The organism is Mangrovimicrobium sediminis (assembly GCF_004745945.1).
GTDB lineage: Bacteria > Pseudomonadota > Gammaproteobacteria > Pseudomonadales > Halieaceae > Mangrovimicrobium > Mangrovimicrobium sediminis.
On the sequence record NZ_SRLE01000007.1, the window covers coordinates 195,166 to 211,396 of the forward strand.

At 66.4% G+C, this 16,231-nt stretch carries 14 protein-coding genes; 8 read left to right on the top strand and 6 right to left on the bottom strand.

The genetic code is table 11. The annotated features are described in order from the left end of the window. Nucleotides 1–39: 39 nt before the first annotated feature. The 5 genes from E4634_RS10405 to E4634_RS10425 all read right to left on the bottom strand — a co-directional run bounded on the left by E4634_RS10405 (nt 40) and on the right by E4634_RS10425 (nt 7,320). Nucleotides 40–759: a LutC/YkgG family protein gene (locus E4634_RS10405; RefSeq protein ID WP_135443597.1), complete on the bottom strand. Its 720-nt coding sequence runs from the start codon at nt 757–759 to the stop codon at nt 40–42. Further along, nucleotides 752–2,188, bottom strand: a complete 1,437-nt coding sequence (locus E4634_RS10410; protein WP_135443599.1) for a LutB/LldF family L-lactate oxidation iron-sulfur protein — start codon at nt 2,186–2,188, stop codon at nt 752–754. The genes E4634_RS10405 and E4634_RS10410 overlap by 8 nt, the downstream gene beginning before the upstream one ends. Next, complete coding sequence (locus E4634_RS10415; protein ID WP_135443601.1) at nt 2,185–2,952, bottom strand: (Fe-S)-binding protein; 768 nt, start codon at nt 2,950–2,952, stop codon at nt 2,185–2,187. Before E4634_RS10415 ends, E4634_RS10410 begins: the two co-directional genes overlap by 4 nt. A gap of 88 nt (nt 2,953–3,040) precedes the next feature. Beyond that, nucleotides 3,041–5,653 carry a hypothetical protein gene (locus E4634_RS10420; RefSeq protein WP_135443603.1) on the bottom strand — a complete coding sequence of 871 codons (2,613 nt, stop codon included), beginning with the start codon at nt 5,651–5,653 and terminating at the stop codon, nt 3,041–3,043. Between the two features lie 125 nt (nt 5,654–5,778). After that, on the bottom strand, nt 5,779–7,320 hold the full coding sequence (locus tag E4634_RS10425; RefSeq protein WP_135443605.1) for a peptide MFS transporter: 1,542 nt from the start codon (nt 7,318–7,320) through the stop codon (nt 5,779–5,781). A 342-nt stretch (nt 7,321–7,662) separates the two neighbouring features. Between E4634_RS10425 and E4634_RS10430 the strand changes: the two genes are divergently transcribed. The 6 genes from E4634_RS10430 (at nt 7,663) to E4634_RS10455 (ending at nt 13,028) form a co-directional block, all read left to right on the top strand. Continuing rightward, nucleotides 7,663–8,124, top strand: coding sequence for a hypothetical protein (locus tag E4634_RS10430; RefSeq protein WP_135443606.1), 462 nt, complete (start codon nt 7,663–7,665; stop codon nt 8,122–8,124). A gap of 115 nt (nt 8,125–8,239) precedes the next feature. Further along, the gene (locus tag E4634_RS10435) at nt 8,240–8,485 is read left to right on the top strand and encodes an OadG family protein (RefSeq protein WP_135443608.1); all 246 of its coding nucleotides are present in this window, start codon (nt 8,240–8,242) and stop codon (nt 8,483–8,485) included. 27 nt (nt 8,486–8,512) lie between these two features. Next, nucleotides 8,513–10,309 (top strand): sodium-extruding oxaloacetate decarboxylase subunit alpha, encoded by a 1,797-nt coding sequence (gene oadA, locus E4634_RS10440; RefSeq protein ID WP_135443610.1) that lies wholly within the window; start codon nt 8,513–8,515, stop codon nt 10,307–10,309. 15 nt (nt 10,310–10,324) lie between these two features. Next, the gene (locus E4634_RS10445) at nt 10,325–11,629 is read left to right on the top strand and encodes a sodium ion-translocating decarboxylase subunit beta (protein ID WP_135443612.1); all 1,305 of its coding nucleotides are present in this window, start codon (nt 10,325–10,327) and stop codon (nt 11,627–11,629) included. A gap of 45 nt (nt 11,630–11,674) precedes the next feature. After that, entirely contained in the window at nt 11,675–12,070 is a 396-nt protein-coding gene (locus E4634_RS10450; RefSeq protein ID WP_135443613.1) for an acyl-CoA thioesterase, read from the top strand. 121 nt (nt 12,071–12,191) lie between these two features. Then, entirely contained in the window at nt 12,192–13,028 is an 837-nt protein-coding gene (locus E4634_RS10455; protein ID WP_135443615.1) for a hypothetical protein, read from the top strand. Nucleotides 13,029–13,185: 157 nt separating this feature from the next. On the opposite strand, the gene E4634_RS10460 is transcribed toward E4634_RS10455, so the two are convergent. Further along, entirely contained in the window at nt 13,186–13,734 is a 549-nt protein-coding gene (locus E4634_RS10460; protein ID WP_135443617.1) for a hypothetical protein, read from the bottom strand. Nucleotides 13,735–13,944: 210 nt separating this feature from the next. Here E4634_RS10460 and E4634_RS10465 point away from each other — a divergent pair, with 210 nt between their 5' ends. Beyond that, entirely contained in the window at nt 13,945–14,286 is a 342-nt protein-coding gene (locus E4634_RS10465) for a hypothetical protein (RefSeq protein WP_135443619.1), read from the top strand. An 85-nt stretch (nt 14,287–14,371) separates the two neighbouring features. Beyond that, nucleotides 14,372–16,210, top strand: a complete 1,839-nt coding sequence (locus E4634_RS10470; protein WP_135443621.1) for a hypothetical protein — start codon at nt 14,372–14,374, stop codon at nt 16,208–16,210. Nucleotides 16,211–16,231 lie beyond the last annotated feature (21 nt).

A 16,231-nucleotide genomic window follows, 5' to 3' on the forward strand; every position in this document is an offset into this window, starting at 1 on the left:
AGCCGGTTCCGGCAGAAACGCCTGTTCTTGGACTCGCTGCTAGGCGTCCTGCGGGATTGACTGTGCGGCGCGGCCGGCCAGCTCGTTCGCGCGTTGCAGCGCGTCGGGCGCCACTTCCCCCATGACGATCACGTGCCAGGCTTGCGGGCCGTGGGCGCCGTAGACCAGCTTGGCCTCGATATCCCCGGTACTCGACGGACCCGCGACAAAGCTGATGCCGCGCGGGCGCTTGCCGCGCGGCAGTTCGCTGCGCTGCCAGAACGCCTCGAGGTCAGGCAGGATGTTGGCGCTCTCCACCAGTACCAGGTGGTGAACCGGCAGCAGGTGATTGCTGGACGGACTATAGCGACCGGTGACAAGGACGGTCGCACCGGTTTCGGCGATGCCCCAGGGCGCGTAGCTCAGCGCCGCCTGTTCGCCGTTTTCCAGCGTGCCGAAGCGCGGCAGCACACCGCCGTCGCGCCAGGGCATGGCGGCGAGGTGTGGGTCGTTGCCCGCCACCAGGCGATGGCTGCGCAATTCGCGGTAGAGGTAGCGGCCGACTGCTTCCACCGCGGCGCGGCGGTCGGCGGCGATATCCACGCTGCCGTGGTTGCGCAGCACATTGCACATGAAGCTGGTCACCGGGTCCTCGTCCGGGGCCGGGGCGCCCGGCGCCGCGCCCAGTGCGGCGAGTTCGCGCTCGATCGACGCCGCGTCGCGACCGCCACCGATGCCGCGGATACGCGCCAGTATGCGCCGGCGGCTGTCGTCACTCATCGTCCGGCACCTCGCGTTGCAGGGCCCGGTACTGCTGCATGAAGGTGCCGCGCTGGGGCGCCGGGAAGTCCCGCTCCCCGGTCCAGCCACCGGCGAAGGGCAGGCGGCGGAACGCGCCGCGGCGGCGGCCCAGCCAGTTCAGCAGGCCAATACCCCTCGCCGTCAGCCAGTGATAGAGGCGCGGCTGCCCGGCGAGCCAGGCGTGCAGGCGCATTCCGCGCCGCCAGCGCTGCGGCGTGATGCCGGCGCGCTGCTGGTCGTGGCGCAGGTCGCGCAGCAGGTCGGGCAGGGGAATGGCCGCCGGGCAGACTTCCTCGCAGCGGCCGCAACTGGTGCAGGCGTTGGGCAGTTCCGCATAGGTCTCCAGCGAGTCCAGCAGCGGGGCGAGCACTGAGCCCATGGGGCCGGGGTAGACACTGCCGTAGGCATGGCCGCCGGCGGCGGCGAAGATCGGGCAGTGATTGAGGCAGGCGCCGCAGCGGATGCACTGCAGCATGTCGCGGTAGTCGCTGTCCAGGATGTCGCTGCGGTGGTTGTCGAGCAGCACGATATGGGTTTCCAGTGGGCCGTCGGCGTCCGCCGCGCGGCGTGGCCCGGAGTAGAAGCTGGTGTAACAGGTCTGGTCCTGGCCGGTGGCGGAGCGCACCAGCAGGCGCTGCAGGGCGGCGGCGTCCGTGGCCCGCGGCAGCAGGCGGTCGAGCGTCGTGCACACGATGAGTACCTTGGGCAGGCTGGCGCACAGGTCGCCGTTGCCCTCGTTGGTGACCAGCATGCTGTAGCCGTTCTCCGCGATCAGCGCATTGGCGCCGATGATGCCGACTTCGGCGCCCAGGAAATGCTCGCGCATCACCTGGCGCGCTTCCGCCACGAGGTCCTCGGCGCGCTCCAGTTTGCGCTCGCCGAGCTTGTGTGCGGCGAGGAACAGCTCGCGGATCTGGGCGATGGATTTGTGCCGCGCGGGACCGACGATGTGCGCGGGCTTCTCGCCGGCCAGTTGCACGATGTACTCGCCGAGGTCGGTCTCCACCACGTGCAGGCCCTCGCGCTCCAGGCTGGCGGTGAGCTCGGTTTCCTCGGTGACCATGGACTTGCCCTTGGCGACGCGGCGCGCGCCGTGTTCGCGGCAGATGTCCAGCACGATACCGTTGAGGTCGCGCGCGGTTTCAGCGTAATGCACGCGGTTGCCGTTGTGGGTGGCCTCCAGTTCGAAACGCGGCAGGTAGTAGTCGAGGTTGTCGAGGGTATGTTGGCGTACCCGGCGCAGGTGCTGGCGCAGCGCCTCGAACTCGCCGAAGCCGGCCACTGCGCGCTCGCGCAGTTGTGGCGTGACCCGCGCCAGCATGTCGCGCTGCGCCACCGCGGCGGGATCGCCCAGGGCGCGCTGGGCGGCGTCGATGAACGAGTAGTGCTCGGGGTCCTGGGCGTTCATTCCGCCTCGCCGATGGCCGGGGTGTCGAGGTCGCCGGCGAGGATCTCGGCCACGTGGCGGATTTCCAGGTCGACGCCGGTGCGCCGCGCGCGGCCGGCCAGGTGCAGCAGGCAGCCGAGGTCGCCGCCGGTGAGCATGCCGGAGCCGCTGGCGCTGGCCGCGGCCAGTTTGTCGTCGGCCATCTTGGCCGAGATCGCCGGCATTTTCGCGCAGAAGGTGCCGCCGAAACCGCAGCAGACCTCGGTCTGCGCCAGCTCGTCGATATGCACGCCGCGCCCGTGTTCGAGCAACTGCCGCGGCTGCTGGCGCACGCCCATCTCGCGCAGGCCGGCGCAGCTGTCGTGGTAGGTGATGCGCGGCAGCTTGTTGCGCAGTGGCGGCAGGCGCTCGATCTTGACCACCTCGGTGAGGAAGCTGGTGAGTTCCCAGGTGCGGCTGGCGAGGTCGCGGGCGCGTTCGCGCCACTGGCCCTCCAGCAGTTTCGGGTAGTGGTGGCAGATCATGCCGGCGCAGGAGCCCGAGGGGGCAACCACGTACTCGGCGTGTTCGAACAGTTCGATGGTGCGTTGTGCCAGCGGGATGCCGGCCTCGTAATCGCCGGTGTTGTAGGCGGGCTGGCCGCAGCAGGTCTGCGCCTCGGGTACGTCGACGATACAGCCGGCGTACTCGAGCAATTCGAGACTGGCGAAGGCGACCGACGGCCGCATCAGGTCCGCGAGACAGGTCACGAACAGGGACACGCGGGTTGCGCTGGGATCGCTCATCGTAGGGGTCCGGGGCTGCACCGCGCCAGTATAGCGAATTCGCCGCCGGGCTGTCCCTGAGCCGTTGACTGGCCGCGCGGCTCCACGCTTACCAGGGCAGTCCGCCGACCAGCAGGGCGAGCGCGGCGAAGGCCAGGCCGGTGGCCAGCAGGAGTCCCGCCTGGCCCAGCGGGTGGCCGCTCTCCCGCAGGCGCACCAGCAGCGCGCCCAGCGGCGCCGGCGCCGCGTCGGCCAGTCGCGGTTCCAGCTGCTCGCGCACGGCACCGCGTTCGAGGGCGGCGAGCCAGGGGCTGCCGGTGTACACCATTACGTCGTCGATAAACAGGAAAGGGCCGCGCCGCTGCAGACCGCGGCCACTGCTGTGGTGGTAGGTCTCGCGGTGGTCTACCAGCACCAGTTCCCGGTCCAGCAGGCCGACATGATCCGCGCCGCTGCGCTGCAGTACCAGCAGCGCGGCGAGTGTGCTGCCGATCACCAGCAACAGGGCCGCCATTCCGGCGACACCGGTCCCCAGTACTGCCGCCACCGCGAGCAGGACCACGCCCAGCGCGCCGGTCACTGTCACGGCGAGCAGCAACTGGGTATCCCGGCGCGGGTCCTCGGGCAACCAGCTCACGCGCTCCAGCGCCGCATCCAACGGCTGTGCGCCGTGTGCCTTGTGACCGCGGTACACACGCCAGCGATAGCGGTTGAACGCTGCGTAGCCCAGTCCCAGCAGGGTGACCGTGGTGCAGGCGAGGAGGGCGAGGTACCAGCCGAGGTCGACGGCGCGACGCACGCTGGTTTCACCGCCGATCAGTTCGTCGAGCAGCGGTGAGGTAAACAGCGCCTCGGGTTTGCCGCGGTCGTTGAAGCGCAGTACCTCGCGTTGCCGGTCGCTGGCCAACAGCACCTTCTGGCCCCAGTTCACCAGGTCTCCCGCACCGGCGAAGTCCTTGCGCAGCAGGGTGCGATGCAGCTGCCAGTCGTTGTCAAAGATATAAGTGTCCGCACGGCCACTATCCGGGTTGAGCAGGGTGGCCCACCAGTTGTCGTCCTGGCGGATGAAATCCGCGACGCTGTCCTGGCCGGCTTCCACCGCCATCGGCGGCAACAGCAGGATTTCGTCCAGTTGGTGGCCGAAGGCGCGGTCCTCGAAGCGCAGCACGCTGATCGCCGGGCCCTCGGCACTGTTCACGAACAGCAGTCCCATGTCCAGTCGTAATACGGGGTTGGCGGGCAGTTCACGTTCCGTGCGTGCTTTCTCTCCCCCCTTGGAGTCCAGTTTCACCAGTCCGGGCAGGCTGGCGTCGGCGACGATGAAGTCGCCGCTCAGTGCGTGGTGAACGATGGCGACGATATCCAGTGCGGCGCTGTCGGCGCCGAACGCCGTGCACTGCGGCGCCTCGAGGTCGCAGCGCCACAGTTGCATGACGCTGTCGTCGTCCGCCGCGCGGGCGCTGAGCAACAACTCGCGCTCCACGAACAGCAAGGGCGGAGCGAGTTCGCGCAGGCCCAGTTCGGCGGCTTCGATACGCCGCTCGGGAACACCGGCGCGATCGTGCAGCAGCAGCTTGTCGCCGGCCAGCAACACCAGGGCGCCGCCCGGAGCGGCGGCCACCGCCGCCGGACCACGCAGCGGTGCGCTGGCGTGCCGCGCGATAAAACTGCCGGCCAGAATCAGCAGTACTGCCAGCGCCGCGGTTCCCCACATCAGCCCGCGGCGCGCGCCGGTAGCAGCGCGGGCCGCCCGGCCGCGCACCTCCGGCGTGTTGCGAAACGGGTGCAGGCGGTAGGGGTTGGGCGCGCCCGAGCGCTGCTTCGTCGGCTCCGCCGCGCGGCGCAACACCCCCGGCAGGATGAGCCGGGAGGTGATTGGTGCGCGCTTGCGCGCTTTGCCGGGGGTCGACTGCGCGCTGCGTTTGCCGGAGGTGTTGGTCGGACTGTGTTTGCCGGGGATCTTGGCCGCGCTGTCGGCGCGGGCTTTGCTGCTGGCACTGGCGGCCGGTTGGCGTGGGGACTTGCCGGCGGGGCTGGCGGGTGTCTCGGTCTTTGGTCGCGCCGACGGCTTTTTTGCCGCCCTGGATGCTGTCCGCGCGGCGGCCTTGCCTGGCGCTGGACTTGCCGCGGCGTCCTGCGCCCCGGCCGTGCCGGTTTTGCCCGCCGGGTTTTCCTTCGCCCGGGCTTTCGTTGCTGGGGTTTTGGCTGTGGTGGTTTTTGCCGGCGGCGCTGCGGTGCTCTTTGCCGGTGGGGCTGTGGCGGTCTCGCTCTGCGCTGCGGTGGCCGACGATGCCTGTTTACGCGTCTTGCGCTTGGCCGCCTGCTGCGCCTGCTTGCGCTCGTGGGCCTGGCTCTTGCGCCGGCGCTTCCTGTCGGCGGCGGCCTGCTTGCGCGAGGTGCTGCTGCCGGTTTTCGGTTTCTCTTTTGTGGCAGGCGTGTTGTCGGTGGTGGGTGCTGGCTCCGCTTGCGCCGCCTCGGTCGCGATCTTGACCAGGTTTGCCTCCAGGCCGACCTTGCGCATCCTGGCGAAGTATTCGCCGGCCACTTTGCGGTCGAGCTTTTCGCGCAGCACGAAGGTTTCGCCGGAGAAGTAATGTTCAAGGCGAGTGGGGCTGTGCACCTCGAACATTTCTGCGAAGCGCGCGCGAGCCCGGGTGACATCCCGCCCCGGCAGAATTTTGCCCGAAAATTCGAGGTTGAACAGGTTCACCCCGTCTTTCACACATCCCCCGGATTATTGTGTTTTTTGCAGGGGCTTATGTTCGATGATCGCCGCCGGCTTGCCAAGCGGGAAGTGCGCGAATGTGCATTGTCTGGCGCGTGGCCAGTGCGTCCGTCGCCGCGGGCTCAGTGCACGCCGTGCATCATGCGTTTGAGCAGCGGCGACAACAGCAACAGCAGGGCGCCGACGCCGAGGCCGGCGAACAGCAGGTCGGTAAACAGCTCGGTGTAGCTGGAAAGGGCGGCGGCGACATCGGTGACACCGCCTTCCACGGTGGGGATGGCGGCGAGCTTGGCCAGCTGTGCCGCGACGAATTCCGAGTAGGCGGTGGCCAGGAACCACGAGCCCATCATTACGCCAACCACGCCGGGTACCGACAGCCGGGTCACCGCGGACAGGCCCACCGGCGACAAGCACAACTCGCCAGTGGTGTGCAGCAGGTAGGCCAGAACCATCCAGTAACCGGCCACGAGGCCTGCCTCGTTGGTATGGGTGGCGCCGTACACCAGGGCGCCGAAACCGAGTCCTGCCTGGGCGATGCCCAGCGCGAATTTGACCGGGGTGCGCGGTTCCAGGCCGCGCCGGCCCAGGGTGGTCCACAGCCAGGCGAACAATGGGGCGAAGATGAAGATAAACATCGAATTCAACGAACCGTACTGTGCCGCCGTCAGGTTGAGGCCGAAAATCTGCCGGTCCATTACGCGGTCGGCGAACAGGGTCATGGAGGCGGCGGCCTGTTCGAACAGCGCCCAGAACACCACCGATGAGATGGTCAGGATGATCAATGCAATCATGCGCTCACGCTCGATCTTGTTGCAGCGGGCGAACACATACCAGGCCAGGCCGATGAGCACGATCACGGACAGCGAGTGCAGCAGCATGCCGACCGCGCCATGGAATTGCAGCATCTGCCATGCCGCGGCAATCGCCAGCAGCGAACCCAGGTAGATGGTGACCTCGTGGCTCAGCCCGATGGGAGACTTGGCGCGCAGTAGTTCCGGGTTGCTGGGTTCGGCGTAGCCATGCAGGTATTTCTGCCCGCGAATAAACGTGACCAGGCCGAACAGCATGCCGATACCCGCGGCGCCGAAACCGTAGGCCCAGCCCAGGGTTTCGCCGAGGTAACCGCACAACAGGGTGGCGATAAATGCCCCGATGTTGATACCCATGTAGAAGATGGTGAAGCCCGCATCGCGGCGCGGGTCGTCCTCGCTGTACAGGCGCCCGACGATGGTCGAGATGTTCGGCTTGAGGAAGCCCACGCCGACGACGATCAGCGCCAGCGACAGGTAGAACACCTGCAGGGCGGTCTCGTCGCGCACCACCGCGCCGTTGACCAGGCGCGCCTGTTCGCCCTCCACCGCCATGCCCAGATGGCCCAGCACCAGCAGGAGGCCGCCGAAGATCACCGATTTGCGCATGCCCAGGTAGCGGTCGGCGAGCAGCCCGCCGATCACTGGCATGGCGTAGACCAGGCCGGCGTAGCCGCCCAGTACTTCCAGGCCGTTGGCGTCGCTGAACAGGTGGTACTTGGTGAGGTAGAGCAGCAGCAGGTACTTCATGCCGTAGAAGGAGAAGCGTTCCCACATCTCGGTGGCGAAGCACACGAACAGGCCGCGCGGGTGGCCGAAGAAGGCGGTGTCCATGTCGGTGCTGGCTGCTGTCATTGGCTGGAGTATCCCTGCGCTGCTGAATATCGAGGTGCCGGTGTCCCGGATGATACACCGCGGTGAACGCTGCCCGACAGGGCGCGGGGCGCGAAACTCCGGAACCGACGAGCATTAGACGAACGGCATGGCCAGTTCCTCAACTGCGTTGCCTCACGCGCGTTGCCTCAATTGCATCGACTCGACAGCGTCACCTCAACTGAATGGTCTGAACCGCATGGCCTCACTTGCGCGGAATGGACGCCTGTCGCCGATGGCCATCCCGCTGGCGCCCCCGGCAATCCCCACGGCGCGCGAGAAACGGTGCAATAGCGCCCATCGTGAGCCGCATATGAATCGCCCATGGATCCCCTCGACCGACTGCTGGACCACCTGCTGGGCACACCGGGCCGCTCCCAGTACCTCGACGCCCGCCGCCAGGTCACCGACTACGCGCAGTTCCTCGAACGCGCGGCGCCCATGCCCGGGCAGGTGGCGGATGCCAACCAGTTGCCGCACCCCAAGGGCGAACTCAAGCTGGCGCTGCTGCTGTGTCTCGGTGGCGCCTGCGAGGAGAAGGTGAGAGAGCAGCTGGAGGCTGGCTACCTGATGCTCTCCGCTTTCCAGGAGGGCGTGGGGCGGCCGTTTGTCGGTGCCGACTTCGCCGGGCTGGACCTGGACACGGACCCGGAGGAGGTGGCGCTCGCCCTCGAACGCGCCTACCTGGAGGCCAGTCCCTGGCGCCGCCTGGCCATGCGCGAGTTGCAGCGCCTGCGCGAGGAACTGCAGCAGCTGCAACTGGTGCTCGGCGGCAGCCCATCCTAGGCTGGCGCTGAACGGGCTCGCGCGGCGGCCTGCTGCGACCATGGCGCTCGCCCTGCGCCTGCTTTATGCTTAGGGCAACGGCGCCACGCTCGCAGCGATTACCCCGTCCCAGTTTATGCAGCAGGATCTTCTCACCCAGGGTTTTGAACTATTGCTCTACGGCATGGGTACCGTGGTGATATTCCTGTGCCTGCTGGTCCTGGCGACGGCGGCAATGTCGAAAACCATCGAGCGATTTTTCCCTGAGGCGACGGTTCCGGCGGCGAAACCACCAGCGCCGCGGGCGGCCCCGGCGGCCGACGATGCCGAACTGGTCGCGGTGATCACCGCGGCCATCCGCCAGCACCGGCAGCGCGGCTAGCGCATCGACAGGAGGAGTTCCCCAACCATGAGTGACAACAAGCGGCCACTGGGTATCACCGACGTCGTGCTGCGCGATGCATCCCAATCCCTGCTGGCTACACGGGTGCGCCTGGACGACATGCTGCCGATCGCGGCCAAACTCGACGAAGTGGGCTTCTGGTCCCTCGAGTCCTGGGGCGGCGCCACCTTCGACGCCTGCATTCGCTATCTCGGGGAAGACCCTTGGGAGCGCATCCGCGAGCTGAAAAAGGCGATGCCGAAAACCCCGCAGCAGATGCTGTTCCGCGGCCAGAACATCCTCGGTTACCGCCACTACGCGGACGACGTGGTGGCCAAGTTCGTCGAGCGCGCGGCGGTCAACGGGGTGGATGTTTTCCGCGTATTCGACGCCATGAACGACATGCGCAATATCGAGGTGGCGCTGAAGGCGGTGAAAGAAGTGGGCAAGCACGCCCAGGGCACGATCTCCTACACCCTCAGCCCGGTGCACACCATCGAGACCTGGGTGGAGCAGGGCAAGCGCATCGAGGACATGGGCGCAGACTCCATCGCCATCAAGGACATGGCCGGCCTGCTGCACCCCTACGACGGCTTCGAACTGGTCACCCGCCTCAAGGCGGCTTGCGCCATTCCCATCCACATGCAGTGCCACGCCACTACCGGGTTGTCCACCGCCACCATCCTCAAGTGCGTGGAAGCGGGCATCGACAACGTGGATACCTCGATCTCCTCGATGTCCATGACCTACGGCCACTCCCCGACCGAGGCGGTGGTAGCGATGCTGCACGGCACGGACCGCGACACCGGCCTGGATATTCGCAAACTGGAAGAGATCGCCGGCTACTTCCGCGAGGTGCGGCGCAAGTACGCGAAGTTCGAAGGCTCCCTGCGCGGGGTGGACTCGCGCATCCTGGTGGCCCAGGTGCCCGGCGGCATGCTCACCAACATGGAGAACCAGTTGAAGGAGCAGGGCGCGGCGGGGCGCCTGGACGAGGTGCTGGAGGAAATCCCGCGGGTGCGTGAAGACCTCGGTTTCATTCCGCTGGTGACGCCCACCTCACAGATTGTGGGCACCCAGGCGGTGCTCAACGTGCTCACCGGCGAGCGCTACAAATCCATTTCGCGGGAAACCGCCGGCGTGCTCAAGGGCGAGTACGGGGCTACCCCCGCCCCGGTCAACGCGGACCTGCGCGCGCGGGTGCTGGACGGCGGCGAGCCGATCACCTGCCGTCCCGCCGACAGGATCGAACCCGAGCTGGATACCCTGGTCGACGAGTTGCGCAGCCTGGCCGGGGAGAAGGGCATCCGCCTGACCTCCGGCGAGGGCGAGATCGACGATGTGCTCACCTACGCGCTGTTCCCGCAGATCGGCCTGAAATTTCTCGAACACCGCGGCGATGCCTCGGCCTTCGAACCGGCACCCGACGCCGCTGCGGCAGCGCCGGCGGCGCCCGCGGCTCCGGCCAGGGCGGCGGGCGCGCCGGAGGTCTACACGGTCACGGTCAACGGCAAGCAGTACGTGGTCGAGGTCGCCGAAGGTGGCGAGGTCAGCGCCCTGGCCGAGGCGCCGGCGCCGGCCGCAACCACCCCGGCCGTGGTCGATGGTCACGGACAGCCCCTGCCCGCGCCGCTGGCCGGTAACATCTTCAAGGTGAACGTCAAGGTTGGCGATGCGGTGGAGGCGGGTGACGTGATCGTCATCCTCGAGGCGATGAAGATGGAGACCGAGGTGCGCGCCATTCGCGGCGGCACCGTGGTCGCGGTGAACGTCAAGGCGGGCGACGCGGTGGCCGTGGGCGACTCCCTGGTCGAGATCGGCTGAGGGACGCTGCCGGCGATGCACAACCTCGAACTCCTGTGGAATTCCTCCGGCCTGGCGCAACTGCATGCGGGCCAGGGGCTGATGATCCTGATCGGCCTGCTGCTGCTGTTCCTCGCCATTCGCAAGGGTTTCGAGCCGCTACTGCTGGTACCCATCGGTTTCGGCGGCGTGCTGGCCAATATCCCGGGCGCCGGCATGGCCTACTCGGCGGTGGAGAGCGCGCTCCACGCGGCGGACCCGGCGACCCTGCACGCGCTGGCGCAACTGCTGCAGGTGCCGGTGGATGCCGGGGCCAAGGCGTTGCAGGCGGCCTACGATGCCGCCGATACGGCAACCCATCTCGCCGTGCGGCAGGTCGTGCTGGACGCCGGCTTCACCGACGGCATGCTCTACAACTTCTACAGCGTCGCCATCGCCAGCGGCGCGGCGCCGTTGATCATCTTCATGGGCGTCGGCGCGATGACCGACTTCGGGCCGCTGCTGGCCAATCCCAAGACCCTGTTCCTGGGTGCCGCGGCCCAGTTCGGTATTTTCGCCACGGTGATCGGGGCGGTGGGACTCACTGAACTGGGGGTGATGGATTTTACCATCGCCGACGCCGCGGCTATCGGCATCATCGGCGGGGCGGACGGTCCCACCGCCATTTATGTGTCCAGTTTGCTGGCCCCGGACCTGCTCGGCGCGATCGCCGTGGCCGCCTATTCCTACATGGCGCTGGTGCCGATGATCCAGCCGCCGATCATGCGCGCACTGACCACTGAGGAGGAGCGCAGGATCGAGATGGTGCAGATGCGGCATGTCTCGCGGCGCGAGAAAATCGTGTTCCCGCTGGTGCTGCTGATCCTGGTGGCATTGCTGTTGCCGGCCGCCGCGCCGCTGCTCGGCATGTTCTGTTTCGGCAACCTGATGAAAGAGTGCGGGGTGGTCGACCGCCTGTCGGATACCGCGCAGCACGCGCTGATCAACATCACCACGATTTTCCTCGGGCTCTCGGTGGGCTCCAAGCTGGTCGCGGACAAGTTCCTCGACGTGAATACCCTGGGTATCCTGTTCCTGGGCATTATCGCCTTTGCCATCGGCACCGCCTCCGGCGTGCTGATTGCCAAGTTGATGAACCGCTTTGGCAAGCACCCGCTCAACCCCTTGATCGGTTCGGCTGGCGTATCCGCAGTGCCGATGGCGGCGCGGGTCAGCAATAAACTGGGACTCGAAGCCAACCCGCACAACTTCCTGCTGATGCACGCCATGGGCCCGAACGTGGCCGGGGTGATCGGCTCCGCGGTGGCGGCGGGGGTGATGATCAGCCTGGTCGGCGGCTGAGTCCGCGCAGCACTTTCACCACAACAAGAACTTTAAGGATCGACATTGCCTGCCTTTGAAACCACGATAAAACCACGCTTTTACGAAACCGATGGCCTCGGCCATATCAGCAACACGGTGATCCCGGCCTGGTTCGAGATCGGCCGCACAGAATTCCTGCAAAGCCTCGCTGGCGGGCCGGGCGCGCGGCGGCGCGTATGGCTCACCGCCTCCATCCAGATCGACTATGTCGCGGAGACCTTCTACGGCAGCGACGTCAGCGTGCGGGTCACCGACGTCAAGGTCGGCAATACCTCGCTCACTCTCTTTGGCGAGCTGTGGCAGGACGGCAAGCTGACCGCGCGCGGCAGTTCCGTGTTGGTGCATATGGCCGGGGAGGGCGGCGGCAAGGCGCCGGTGCCAGACGATATCCGCGAGGCGATCGCCGCGCAATTCGCCTGAGGGGTCACGCCGCCGGCTTTCCCCGGGCGAGTTGATATTCATCACACATCCCAGCGCGGGCACGTGCTAAAAATCTACTCATATCCATCGGTTTGCGCCCCTGCGCACTTAAGGAGAGTCGATGATGACCATGCAAGCCCGCGCCCATACCCACCTGTGGCCGGCCCTGTGCCTGTCCCTGGCGCTCACCGCCTGCAGCGGAGGTGGGGGCGGCAGTTCCACGCCCGTACCCGAAGAGCCGGAAGTTCCCCCGGTACCCGAGGAACCAGTAGTACCCGAGGGCATCCGGGTCTACCAGTTGGGCGATACCGTGGACTTCTCGGGTACCCGCTCGGAGACGCCGGCTGGCGGCCAGACCACCACCGGGAATGTCACCGCGCAATTGCGTTTTCTGCCGAATGTCTACTCCAACGACGACAAGAACGTTCTCGCCGCGGAGCTTACCGTTACCGTGGAGGGCACCGGGCAGGAGATCGTGCGTACGGTGCATATCTGGCAGGAGGCCGATGGCACGCTCTACGACCTGACCGACCTGTACGGGAATTTCTATACCGACGCAGCCACCAACGAAACCGGGATTATCGCAGTACCGCTACCGCTGATCCCGTTTACCGAGGTCGAGCTGTCGTTCTACACCATGTTCGGCGGCAACACGAGCACGCCGCTGACTATGGGCGAGCGCTCCATCAGCATGGGTGAGCCGCTGGCGCTTTCGGTACCGCTGGGGACATTCGATACCCTGCCTGTCACCGGGGTGGATGACTTCGAGTACCTGGTCAGCTTCGATATCTACAAGCGCGACCAGCGTATCGTCGACGAACTCACGCGCTGGTTTTCGGCTGCGGCGGGAGTGGTGAAGTGGGAACAGACCACCCGGCGCTATTCTGTCAATGGCAACCTGGAGATGACCTACGAGTTGCGGCTGGAGGCGGAGGCCACCAGTTTCACACTGGAATAGTGGTCAGCGAGGCCGCGGGAACCTCCGCCGCGGCCAGTACTGCTCCGAAGAGAGTCCATCCTAAGACAGCGCGCGCCCGGGAGGGCGCCCGCCAGCGAAGTGATCAACTAATACTGCGACGCCAGCAGGTGATCTGTCGGCGCCGCGCAACCGCGTGTTAGCGGCGCTTGCGCCCCAGGCCCACCGCCGCCAGTGCGCCGAGCAGGCTGCCGAGAATACCCAGTCCGACAACCCCCATGACCGGGATGGCGTTGGGGTCGGGCGGCGGCGAGACGTATTCCACGGCGTCACAGCTCAAATCGACGGTGGCCACATCCGGCGAGGCGCCGTTGTCCAGGGTGAATTCCACCTCCAGTTGACCCGTGGCGCTCCCGGCTGCAAGTGGGGCACAGGTCACTTCTACCGCACAGGTGTCCCCGGGTGAAGCGGCACTGAAAGTCGTGCCTGCGCAGGCCTGGCTGACACTGAGGCCGCTGCCGCTCACGTTGATCAGGCTGATCGAAGTCACGCTGCCATTGTTGGCGTTGCCATCCAGCGCGCCGTTGCCGTCAAAGGTAATGCCGATAGAGGCATTCTCGGTGACGGAATTCCCCACCGCCAGCGTGCCGTAGTCAATGGCGGGCGGTGTCAGCACCAGTTCTATGTCGGCCATGGCGGCCGAAGAGGCCAGGAACAGGCCGCAAGCAGTTATCAGTCGTTTGCGCATCACAGTAAAGACTCCTTCTGGTATTTGGCGCCAGGCGCCTTTCCTTGGGCAAAGCAGCGCGATGGTGACTATCACGCACCCACGAATACTTTACATGAGAAAGTTTTTTGGAAATATGCGATAGATCAATTCCGCGAAATCTACCTTTGGCTAGCATTTTGGTCATGGGCAGTCAGGACTGCCTTCCAGTTGAAGCAATAAGAGGTGTGTATGAAGCGACTTTCAGCCTTGATTTTTATCTGCGGTCTGGCGTCAGCGGCCGTGGTGGCGCAAACGCCGGTACCCACTGGCGACGCCGAACAGGAGCGGGTGCGCGAAGTGATTGGCCAGGAGAGCGCGCCGGGCGCGCAATCCGGCGAGATCGAGCGGGTGCGTGAGCTAGAGCGTGTCGAGGAAGCCGGCGGCGAACCCGCCAACCAGCAGCGCACCGGCACGCCCGGCGAGGGCAAGGGCGACCAGAACTGGAAGTACCACGGCAAGGGCGACCCCGCCCAGTCGGGCAAGTCGGCGCCTGCCGGCAGCAAGAACCGGCCGCAGAAAAGCGGCAAGTAACTGGCTGGCGCGCGCTGCGCCGGCGACCAGAGCATCGGCCCAGGACGGGCCGGCATGATTATTTCAACATGGGGAGCGACACGTCATGAAATTCCACAAAACACCACTGGCCCGGGCCATCCCGGGCATCGGTTCCATCTGCCTGCTGTCCAGCGGTCTGGCCTCGGCGGCGGTGTATGAGACCGAACACACGTTCTCGGTGCTCGACCTGCAGGGCACGGGCCAGGGCCGCAATTTCGGTCCGCGCAACACCTACAACGACGCCGGTATTCTCAACTGGCCGCGCGCCATCTGCGGCATCGACGTGCGCGGCTCCGAGGCATGCCCGCTCGACGGGCCGCAGCCCTTTGTCGACAAGGGCGGTATCACCCTGTACCCGGTGAATACCAAGTTCGCTTTCGATGTCGTCGACTTCCTCGGCGCGCAGGTCGTAGGCATTAACGACGGCGAGTACGGCGAAGGCTGGGTCGGCGATATCACGGAAAACGGCGAGGTCGTGGGTGTGAAGGTGTCCAATGCCGAGACCGACACCTACAAGGTGAAGCCGCCGCTGGGCACCTGGTGCCAGGGCCTGGGCGGTACGTCGATCAAGTGCTCCACCGAACACTACACTGTGATGGAGCACGTACTGAGCTGCCACGAGACCGTGCCGTATTTCTACGCGGACCCGGTGACCGGCCAGCAGGCGCTGCTGAGTTTTCCCGACCCGGCGGACGGCACCTTCGACTGCACCAACGCCGCACTGGATGACAATCTGCTGATCATCGGCGGCGCAAACGACGGCCTGCGTCTCACCAGCGTGACCCCGCTGCCGGAGGCGGGAGGGCAGATCTACGCCAACGACAATACAACGGTGCTGAGCGATATCGCCACCGGCACCGACTACTCCGTCACCCTGAAGGATGACGGCAAGCCCCTGTACCGCTGGGGTTCGCTGATCAAGCGTCCGCGCGATATCCGCTTCTATGTGCCGATGCCGCTGCCGGCGCAGTGGAAGGAGCCGGGGGTAGACTATCCGGTGACCCGCGCCGAGCTGCAGATCACCCACTGGATCACCAATAACCCGAATGACCAGGTGCGCCCGGAAGACCTGGAAAACGAGGCGGCAACCGGCCGCCAGGTGTCCTACCAGGAGGAGGGCGACGGCAGCTGGACGTCCCTTTACGACTGCTACGAGGGCGATGGCGACTACCTGCCCACGGAGGAGGGCGAGACCGACCCGGTGCCGATCGGTGCGGGCACCGTGCTGCGCCAGACCGACACCTACGCCCTGGACCCGATGGCCACGCCCGGTACCTCGCGTAACGATCCTCCCTACGCGTTCTCCTCGGACCTGGTCGGCGCCTTCACCAACGCCTACTACACCAGCATCAACCGCGACCCCTTCGAGTGGTCGTACGTCAATGTGGACGACGCCGCGGCGGGTACCTACGACTTTGTCGGCACCCAGTGGCCGCTCAGTGAGGCGGAAATGGACGCACAGAACCTGGAACTGGTCTCCGGCCCGCGCTGGCGCCTGAAGGCGAACAAGTTCGGCCAGGATATCCCGGGCCTGGAAATCCCGCTGATCGAGTGCAGTGCGCCGCCCTTCGGCCACGACAACATCAAGTACGAGGTGGGCAGCATCGTGACCACGGTGATCAACCTGCTGGACTGGGACGAGGCCACCAACGGGCCGTCGCCGCTGTCCTCGACTCGCGGCTGGGTGGACGTGACGGCGAACGATTTCGTCGAAGTGGCGGGTTACCAGGACAAGGTGGAAGACGGCCTGGACCCGGTGCCGTTCACTACCAACAGCACGCCGATGACCAGCGACTTCGACCTCGTCGTGTACATCAAGGGTGATCGCAAGTCGACGGCGCTGTACAGCGCGCGCCTGGTGGTCGAAACTGACGAGGCGGATGCCCTCAGCGTTGGCGACTGATCGCTTCGCCTTCGCCGCCGG

Bases quoted from the DNA above. Each gene is read 5' to 3' on its own strand.
- E4634_RS10405 (WP_135443597.1), bottom strand. From the start codon at position 759: ATGAGTGACGACAGCCGCCGGCGCATACTGGCGCGTATCCGCGGCATC.
- E4634_RS10410 (WP_135443599.1), bottom strand. From the start codon at position 2,188: ATGAACGCCCAGGACCCCGAGCACTACTCGTTCATCGACGCCGCCCAG.
- E4634_RS10415 (WP_135443601.1), bottom strand. From the start codon at position 2,952: ATGAGCGATCCCAGCGCAACCCGCGTGTCCCTGTTCGTGACCTGTCTC.
- E4634_RS10425 (WP_135443605.1), bottom strand. From the start codon at position 7,320: ATGACAGCAGCCAGCACCGACATGGACACCGCCTTCTTCGGCCACCCG.
- E4634_RS10430 (WP_135443606.1), top strand. From the start codon at position 7,663: ATGGATCCCCTCGACCGACTGCTGGACCACCTGCTGGGCACACCGGGC.
- E4634_RS10435 (WP_135443608.1), top strand. From the start codon at position 8,240: ATGCAGCAGGATCTTCTCACCCAGGGTTTTGAACTATTGCTCTACGGC.
- oadA (WP_135443610.1), top strand. From the start codon at position 8,513: ATGAGTGACAACAAGCGGCCACTGGGTATCACCGACGTCGTGCTGCGC.
- E4634_RS10445 (WP_135443612.1), top strand. From the start codon at position 10,325: ATGCACAACCTCGAACTCCTGTGGAATTCCTCCGGCCTGGCGCAACTG.
- E4634_RS10455 (WP_135443615.1), top strand. From the start codon at position 12,192: ATGATGACCATGCAAGCCCGCGCCCATACCCACCTGTGGCCGGCCCTG.
- E4634_RS10460 (WP_135443617.1), bottom strand. From the start codon at position 13,734: ATGCGCAAACGACTGATAACTGCTTGCGGCCTGTTCCTGGCCTCTTCG.
- E4634_RS10465 (WP_135443619.1), top strand. From the start codon at position 13,945: ATGAAGCGACTTTCAGCCTTGATTTTTATCTGCGGTCTGGCGTCAGCG.
- E4634_RS10470 (WP_135443621.1), top strand. From the start codon at position 14,372: ATGAAATTCCACAAAACACCACTGGCCCGGGCCATCCCGGGCATCGGT.